The 7813-nt window shown below is 43.2% G+C and carries 10 protein-coding genes; 1 reads left to right on the top strand and 9 read right to left on the bottom strand.

The window, feature by feature from the left end:
* Positions 1 to 389 precede the first annotated feature (389 nt).
* From B5F87_RS19870 to B5F87_RS19830, 9 genes are all read right to left on the bottom strand, one after another.
* Entirely contained in the window at positions 390 to 1004 is a 615-nt protein-coding gene (locus tag B5F87_RS19870) for a leucine-rich repeat domain-containing protein (RefSeq protein WP_087284298.1), read from the bottom strand.
* A 48-nt stretch (positions 1005 to 1052) separates the two neighbouring features.
* The gene (locus B5F87_RS19865) at positions 1053 to 1508 is read right to left on the bottom strand and encodes a hypothetical protein (RefSeq protein WP_087284295.1); all 456 of its coding nucleotides are present in this window, start codon (positions 1506 to 1508) and stop codon (positions 1053 to 1055) included.
* Positions 1509 to 1531: 23 nt separating this feature from the next.
* Positions 1532 to 3019 (bottom strand): DNA cytosine methyltransferase, encoded by a 1488-nt coding sequence (locus B5F87_RS19860; protein WP_275532344.1) that lies wholly within the window; start codon positions 3017 to 3019, stop codon positions 1532 to 1534.
* 89 nt (positions 3020 to 3108) lie between these two features.
* Positions 3109 to 3867 carry a site-specific DNA-methyltransferase gene (locus B5F87_RS19855; RefSeq protein ID WP_242964606.1) on the bottom strand — a complete coding sequence of 253 codons (759 nt, stop codon included), beginning with the start codon at positions 3865 to 3867 and terminating at the stop codon, positions 3109 to 3111.
* 41 nt (positions 3868 to 3908) lie between these two features.
* Positions 3909 to 4130 carry a hypothetical protein gene (locus B5F87_RS19850; protein WP_087284289.1) on the bottom strand — a complete coding sequence of 74 codons (222 nt, stop codon included), beginning with the start codon at positions 4128 to 4130 and terminating at the stop codon, positions 3909 to 3911.
* 4 nt (positions 4131 to 4134) lie between these two features.
* Positions 4135 to 4704, bottom strand: a complete 570-nt coding sequence (locus B5F87_RS19845; protein WP_087284286.1) for a hypothetical protein — start codon at positions 4702 to 4704, stop codon at positions 4135 to 4137.
* A gap of 92 nt (positions 4705 to 4796) precedes the next feature.
* Positions 4797 to 5768, bottom strand: a complete 972-nt coding sequence (locus tag B5F87_RS19840; RefSeq protein ID WP_087284283.1) for a hypothetical protein — start codon at positions 5766 to 5768, stop codon at positions 4797 to 4799.
* A complete protein-coding gene (locus B5F87_RS19835) occupies positions 5729 to 6241 on the bottom strand; it encodes a DUF188 domain-containing protein (RefSeq protein ID WP_158097118.1) in 513 nt (170 codons plus the stop codon). Before B5F87_RS19835 ends, B5F87_RS19840 begins: the two co-directional genes overlap by 40 nt.
* Before the next feature lie 184 nt (positions 6242 to 6425).
* Complete coding sequence (locus B5F87_RS19830; RefSeq protein ID WP_143405305.1) at positions 6426 to 6824, bottom strand: hypothetical protein; 399 nt, start codon at positions 6822 to 6824, stop codon at positions 6426 to 6428.
* 78 nt (positions 6825 to 6902) lie between these two features.
* Between B5F87_RS19830 and B5F87_RS19825 the strand changes: the two genes are divergently transcribed.
* On the top strand, positions 6903 to 7813 hold a 911-nt coding region (locus tag B5F87_RS19825; RefSeq protein WP_087284274.1), incomplete at its 3' end, for an RNA-guided endonuclease TnpB family protein.

Genomic DNA, 7813 nt, shown 5'->3' with positions numbered 1-7813 from the left:
GTCCATATCACCTACCTTACATGTGGCAACGTGGAACCCTTTCTCTTGGGCGATCTCCTGGATGATCCCATATAGACGGGATCTGATCTCCTCATCTAAGACCTTCCTGGGTATTTCACACACCATACGATATGGTAGTTCAGATTGTAAACGCAAGTCCTTGCGTGAATATATTTACTCATAGGATAACTATATCATATAGGTATACTACAGTCAACGGACAAACGGGAAAACAGAACTATATCAGATCTTACATATAGATGCTGGGATCCGGTCGCTTTCATCCCGGATACAAGTAACCGGGAATTCCCGCTCTTATTCTTAAAACCTCCTTTTTTCTTTCTCATTTGTGACGAGGCAAATCAGGCGGGGTTATTGACTTTTGCCTTCTATTCCTCATCTTTATTGTTTTGAAATACACATATCCAGTTTGATAATATCTTTCTAATAGACAACCTCGTAAAAAAAAAGATATTATCCATGATTAAGAATCCTAGGGCTAAACACAGATGATATGTACCTGATATGATATCCGTAAAACTAACCAGTATGAGGAAAACAGAAATCACAGCAACGCAATTCATTCCCCACGTGCAGGTCATCAACAATACATCGAACAAATTCCAGTATTTATTTAATTTAGGAATTGCTGTTTCCTTGACGATAAGCCCATTCCTGCATGCGACACGAATGAGTTCTCCATGCCAACAGATACTTGTCAAGTTATTGCATCCGTAAAAAGCCAATTCATTAACAGCAACATCGTCTGGGATAGTGATAGTTGTTAGCCGCCGGCATCCTACAAAAGCGTAAGCCTCTATTTTTTCCAAAGTCCTTGGTAATGAAACTTTTTCTAATCCGCTGCTGGCAAAAGCCCCCTTTTCAATAATCTTGACTCCTTCCGGAATATTGGCCTCTATGAGATCGAAACGTTGAGAAAACGCATCCATCTCAATTATTGAGATATTTTCTGGAAAGATTGCTTTTCCTCTGATAATTTCCATTTTTACCTCCTGTTTTTCTTCTTATATAAGATTTGCTTTTCCAGTTTTCTATGGAACATAAATTTCAACAGACTTTACACCGGCATTTAACTTCGGATAAAATGGCATCTCTCCGCAAAGAAAAAATAAACGGATAAATGGAGCAGGCTCTTTTCTGTTGATAACAAGGTATGGAGAACCAGTAGTCTCATTAACATGTATTTTTTCAGTCTCAATCGTTTTTAATATTCTTCCTGTTCCTGGAGCATCAACAGCATATTGGATATTCCAACCGCCATCATCTTGTGCTATTTCATAATATTGGCTATCATCTAAGAGAGTTATATTTTCTGTTTCAACTTTATCTACCAAATATATATTTTCTGGTATAGGAACAAAAAGAGCTATACTGAAGCAAATTAATAATATAAATTCTCCGATAGTAAACGGCGATGTATTAAAAGTAATTATGGCCCGCAAACCTCCGATGATCAATGCTGCTATGCCTAAAAACGCTAAAATCATAAAAGCACTCCTTTTTTCTTTTTTTACGCAAATTTTAATTGACCGGCCGCCTCTTCCTGAAGCCGGTCTGGACGGCAAATTGGTTTCCTTTTTGAAACACATAACTCAGGGACATTTACCCTGACAAGCGCTTCTGCTACTGGCGGACAAACCGCATTGCCGCATCGTTGTACTTGTTCTGCACGGCTATATGACTTTCCATGATAATCTCTGTCTATGATATAATCGGCAGGAAATCCCTGGCAGCCATATAATTCCTGCGGTTCCAGCATCCGAAGGCCAATATCTACAATCCGGTAATTGACTCCTTCAACCTGAACAACCGCAAACCGATCGTGGGATGTGATGGTGTCTATAGGAAGTTCCAAACTTTGTCCGGTTCCGGTTCCATAATATTTCATCAAAAAAGCATAAATTTCACGATCATGCTTACCGATAGCTTCTTCCCGAACCAATTTCGTTGCAATAATACTATTATGGTCAAATGCCGTTATGGTCGGCAGCGGCCCATCTGCGGCTGCGCCATGTCCTTTATAGCCGCCTCCGTAATACTTGTGTATGAACACGGCTATTTTTTGCTGATTGTCACAGCACGGAGACAAAATTGGCAAGACGATCCCGTAACCATGTTTGCTAGTGATAGTCGGCAACGGCTCTTCTATATCATCCGGGCGGCGCTTACCACCATGATTACATTGGATGATAAATGGCTTGGGATTTTCCAGGATAAACCTCACAATTCCTCTTGCTATCCGTCGCATTGTATTCTCTGCCAATGGACGGACGGCCCGGATCCCGTATTTTGCTTTGATTTCTTCTGATGTGTCAAAAATAGATGGGCATGGACGAGTAAAGTCAATCTGTGTATATGCTCCAACATAGGGCTGTTTCACACCTGCGGCCACTTCACGGCTGTTTTTGGGGGCATGCGTCGGCTCTGGCCAGATGATTGATTTTCCATCACATCTTGCAATCAAAAAGAATCTCTTCCGCATAGTTGGCGTTCCATAATCAGCCGCTATTAATTCTTTGCAGTCAACGGAATATCCCAAAGCTTCTAATTGCGACACAAACTTTTTAAAAGTGACGCCTTCTTTCTTTTTGATCGGGCGATGGGATCGATTCAAAGGTCCCCATGTTGTAAACTCTGTTACATTTTCTAATATAATGACCCTTGGCCGGACTGTCCCCGCCCAGCGGCAGGCAATCCATGCTAATCCGCGTATGTTCTTATCTCTGGGTTTTCCTCCTCTTGCACGGGAATAATGCTTACAGTCTGGCGAAAACCAAGCTAATCCCACTGGATGCCCATTGCAGATTTTGACCGGATCCACATTCCAGACTGATTCACAATAATGCTTTGTATACGGATGATTCGCCATATGCATCCGGATCGCTTCTGGGTCATGGTTGATAGCGATATCGACACTACACCCGGTTGCCATCTCAATGCCCGTGGACGCCCCACCGCCGCCGGCAAAATTGTCTACCAGTAATTCTCCATTAATCAATTGTTTTATCCTCCTTCTTTTGATTTTTTTACAAACTCAATATGGATAATCATTAGAGATATTTTTGTATTAAAAAAAATCCTGTGTTTTCACAGGCTTTGGTCTTGGATATATTCCCAGATCCGGTTACATCCTTTTTGGAAATTTTTTTGATCTTTTTCAATGCATATGTATTTCCTACCAGTTTTGTATGCCGCAATTGCTGTGGTCATGCTCCCTGCACATGGATCCAAGATAAGGTTTCCCGGGTCCGTATAGGTACGGATCAGATACTCGATCAGCGCAACCGGTTTCTGTGTAGGATGAATTGCCGATTTCTGGGTATCTTTTGGAAATTTCAAAACAGATCTCGGATATCTTTTATCTGAATCATAGCTGGAAAACTGATAGTCTCCGTAATCCGTTCCCTTTTTTGAATTACGCTTATGCTCCGCTGTCGATATTTTCCTTACTCCGTCAACCATTTGTGGATGGTATACAGGCAATTTTTTGTAAAAAACACAGATATCTTCGTGCGCCCGCAACGGCATTCTCCCTGCATTTAGAAATCCGCTGGGCTGTGTTTTTTCCCAAACGAGGTTATATCGCCACATACCAGGGTTGCTGCATATTAATCTTGCAGTGAACATCCCATTAGCAAACAGGAGGATTGCTCCGTTATCTTTAATGATCCGGCTATACTGTTCCCACATCGGCTCAAATGGGATAATGATATCCCATTCATTTTGTGCGGTCTGTTCATATGGCATATCTGCAATAATACAATCTACGGATTTATCATCGATGTAGTCCATCAGGAACAGACAATCTTCGTTATATAAAGAATTATTTTCTAATATTTTTCTCACTCCTCCATGTAATCCGCAGGGTACCCCGTCTGACCTACGGATCAGGCGGGGGTGAATGCGGGTGTACATTCTTTTAAACTCCATCCTCTATTCAATGAGCTATAGAGCAGCTGGCATCTCTTGATATCCGCACTCTTCTTCCCGTTCGATGCTGGTGCCACAAACTGGATGTTTGTGTTCTTCACTGTCACGCCGGCGCCGATTAGATAATCAACAAAGCCGCCTGCGATAACGCCTATGATAAACAGTGTACAACTTAACATAACATCACCTCACATTTTTTCTTCTACATAGGGCATAACTCACCTTTTTTTCTACATAATGGCTTTGGAGCAGATAGAACACATATCCGATCGCATACGCCATGAATGCTCCCCAAACAGCGAATATATAAGCTGCTGCTACGGGATAGACAATAGAGGCTATGTACAAGGATGGCAGGAGCAGGAGTGTCACAAGAAAGTATGCCGGTTCCAACCAGCTTTTTTCAAATTCCCCGCATATGGTTTCTTTACTGGATACGTCCTCCTTTTTCAGTGAAACGATTTCTAAAGAAACTCTCTGCCCATCTACGTAAGTTGTCTTCCTGCTGACATATATCTTCTCTGGTACGGTATCTGTAGAAAGCTTGATCTCTTTGATACAGATCTTTTTACTATCTGCATCATCTCTGGATTGCCAGACCCAATCTTTTTTCTGTTCTCCTTCTTTGATCCCCTTGCATTGCCGCCGGAAAGCCCGCTGCGCTTTCTTAGGGCTAAAGTAAAATCGCAGCGGTTCGTAATCATATTGCCCCTTTTGTGTACATTCTTTTGTCAGAAGATATATCTTGATCATCTTTCTCATTCCTCGTATATTTTCACAAACCGATGAACCTAACCGTATGGAATTCCATACGGTTAAGATCAGTGTAGTTCAGCAAAATTTCCCTAGTTACAGGAAATATCCTGTGTGATCCCGCTTTTTTCTAAAAACGTATAAAAACAATCTAATTCATGTTCTTCCGGCGCCTGGTCATACATATTACAGAATTCATACGCACCTGTGTAAGCATCTACGCGGGCATAAGTACGAGGCGACAGCGGAAAAATAAAAACTGCCTTGTCTTCATAATGGTCTAACATAAAGATAATGCTCTCGAGCATTTCTTCTTCATCATCGGTATCCCCAACCACCACGTAATCTTTATGGATCGTACCATCTGCGTCCTGGCTTACCTGCACAAAACAAAGCTGGTACATACCATCATCTACGCGGACAGCTAAACCGGGCAGCACTTCCGGGTTTTTTGGCAACAGGATAAGCTCCGGGAGATCTTTCGTACTCAGTTCTAACGAAAGATATGAAAGCGCATCTTCGTAAAGATCCAAAATCTCTCCATTCTTTTCTAATACGGACTTATATAATTTATCATCAACAGGCATTTGACCTGTGATGTTGGACAACAGATACAAAACGTCTTCCTCTATATTGTCCCCTTCCCCAATAACTTCCTTCTGAAACTCTGTCAGTTCCCTATCCGGATGCCATTCCCCGGTGTTTAAATCACAATATTCCAATCTTCCTTCTCCCGTCATCCTATCTAAGGATGCGACAATATCATCTCCATCATCCACAAAAAATGAAATCGTATAAAGATACCCTTCTTTTTCCCCGAAAAACGAAAGGAGTGGGACCATTCCGTCTGTGTCCAAATCATGGGAAATCTCTAATAATAAAAACTCAGGAAGGCTATCCATTGAAACAGAAAAATCAATGTCTTTGAGTCCTGCGCCTAGCGCAATCTCCTCCAACTGTTTTACCAAAATCTTCGCAACCTCTACCTTATGTTCCATTCCCTGGTCTATATATTCCATAAAAGTTAAAAAATCTTTGATCCCGTTTTTATTGCTTTTTCGCATTTTTCTTCCTCCTCGTATGTACTTTGTTTTTTTTTAATTGTTTCTTCTAGCAATAAGGGGAAGCTCCGGTTAAAGTTACAACGCATTTTAGGTCCTACATCATAACCTTTGATCTTCCTTCTGGGATATTTTTGGAGCATTTTCCTTATCATATAACGTTTTGTCAGCAAAGAAAGGATATTGCCGTCGGTATAAACAAAGCCATGGGGATGGATGCATTTCCCGCATTTTGCCAATACCAGTGCAGCCAGGGCGTAATCTGCGGTAACAACAATATCATTCTTATCCAGATCGTCGATGATTGCTTTATCGGCGGCATCTTTCTCTGGCAGCACATAATGTACAGAGCTATACTCACTATGGATAGAACGCTGCATATCAGCAAAGATAATGACAGGCACCCCGTATCTATTTGCAATCCTCTCAATTTGACCAATGATCCCGCAGGAATCCCCATCAACCAGTACTTTCACGGCACTCCCTCCTTCCTTGTATATTTGCAGTCTCACGCTTGTGTGATTTGCATCTGCAAGACATAACGTTCTCTCTTCCCTCTATGAAAATAATATACAAAATGAGTTCTATTTCTTTTTTCCCTGCAATCAAAGGTGTGTGGATGTAAATGAACGAGAAAAGACGGGATGTCCCGCCTTTTCTTTACTTCTTTTTTTTATAATATGACGCCTGCGAATGCTTCCAAAATCCAGTTTTTCCTTTTTTAGTTGGTTTATATGAGACGCCAAAATGCCCATAATAGACCATATCTTTCCTGTTTTTATCTATACGGAATAATTTTCTTTCAGGTATTAAAAAATAATCATGATCAATACCATATTGCTCCATATCTCCCCATGTAGCGTCCAGATGATACCATCGCCCACCAATACGCACAACATTCCAGGCATGGTTCGCTTTTTCACTGACCATCACGCCATTCTTTATTCCAAATTCATTTAAGAATAAGAGCGGGAATTCCCGGTTACTTGTATCCGGGATGAAAGCGACCGGATCCCAGTTCCTGATACAGTTATTCCATGAGTAAATATATCCACGCAAGGACAGGAGAATGTCCTGCAGTATATCGAACGCCAGAAACACTGCCAGCGGCAGCGGCAGTGACAAGGAGGGTATCTTATGGGGAAGAAGTTCGCCGGACAAATGGATAAGGAGAAAGCAGCCGCTGTGGAACAGCGGGCCTACCGGTTTGAGGGCTTCCCATCCCAGGGGCAGGCACACCTCCTTTCTCAGTTCATAGGCTCTGCCCGGTTCTTATGGAACCGGATGCTCGCTGACTGGAAGGACAGCTATAAGGAAACGGGGCAGTCTGCGCCAATCCGTACCCCTGCCTCCTACAAGGGGGAACCGGACCTTGCCTGGTTGAAAGGGATGGATTCCCTGGCCCTTGCCAATGTACAGCGGAACTTCCAGCGGGCGGTAGAGGGATTCTTTTCCGGGGAGAAAGGCTTCCCGAGGTTTAAGAAGAAGCATGCCTGCCCGGATGCGTACACGACGAACCTCTCCAACCGGAAACAGCCAAACCTGCGGCTGACCGGCTGTCTGTTAAAACTCCCGAAGGTCAAAGATCCGGTGCGCCTTCGGGTCCACCGCAGGGTCCGGGAAGGCGGGCTGCTCAAAAACTGTACCGTGACCCGGGAACCGGACGGCCGGTGGTATTTCTCCCTGCTCTTTGAGTACCCAAAACAGGAGGTCCCAAAAAAGGCAGCGGGGAAAGGGGAAAGGGACTGGGATGTTATCGGGCTTGATATGTCCCTGCCGGAGCTATATGTGGATTCCAACGGGGACACGCCGGCATACCCCAAGCCATACCGGAAACTGGAACGTAAGATCGCCCGGGAACAGCGGAAGCTGTCCCGGATGGAAAAGGATTCCAGGAACTATACGAAACAGCTTAAGAAGATCGCGAAACTCCATGCGAAAGCCAAGCACCAGCGGGCCGACTTCCTCCATAAGCTGTCATACCGCCTTGTAACCCACTATGACATCATCTGCATCGAGGATCTTGACATGTCTGCGATCAAGAAAGC

Origin of the sequence: Eubacterium sp. An3 (assembly GCF_002159465.1) — a bacterium.
GTDB classification, from domain to species: Bacteria; Bacillota; Clostridia; order Lachnospirales; family Lachnospiraceae; genus Anaerobutyricum; species Anaerobutyricum stercoris.
This window is presented reverse-complemented; position numbering and strand designations above follow the sequence as displayed.